The following is a 591-nucleotide window of genomic DNA, read 5'->3' on the forward strand; positions in this document are numbered from 1 at the left end:
CGGCTGTTTGCTGCAGTTAAATTAGTCACAGTATTGTTTAGATTATTCACAGTCGATTCTAAACGGTTTTGAACAGCACCCATTGAGCTACGTAGGCTATCCACTTGTGCCAACGCATCATCAAGTCCTTTTAGTGGCGCATTATTGATAGTGATTGGTTTAGTAAATTTAATTTCTGCACCTTTTGTTAAAGTTACTTTACCACCAGGAATAAAGTCTTTAGTTGTTGCGTCAACAGCGTTTGATGTATCTAATGTTGCCTCATACGTTTTTGTATCACCATTTTTATCTTTAACTTCTATTGCAAGTTTAGTTCTATCTTCTTTACCTGTTGTTTGGTCAACTGCATAATAAACCCCAGATAAGGTTTCATTAGTTGCCGCCAAAGCGGTTTTTAATGATGCAGTATCGATATCAATATCTTTTGATGTAGGTGTTGTTGCCCCATTTGAAACAGAAACGCTGTTTGTTGAACCACCATGCAGTTTCTCTACATCTGCAGTCAAATCTAATGTATCAATCCCTAAAGTAGTGGCATCCATCTTTTTCAGATTAACACTAATTTGTTCTTTATCATTTGCCCCAATTTGT

At 36.5% G+C, this 591-nt stretch carries 1 protein-coding gene; it reads right to left on the bottom strand.

Annotation, left to right across the window (positions count from 1 at the left end; translation table 11 throughout):
- Positions 1-591: flagellin (locus ABN080_RS18155; RefSeq protein ID WP_349441660.1), on the bottom strand; the 591-nt coding region annotated here is incomplete at both ends.

The sequence above is a fragment of the Proteus sp. fly-1089 genome, from assembly GCF_040138965.1.
Taxonomy (GTDB): domain Bacteria; phylum Pseudomonadota; class Gammaproteobacteria; order Enterobacterales; family Enterobacteriaceae; genus Proteus; species Proteus vulgaris_B.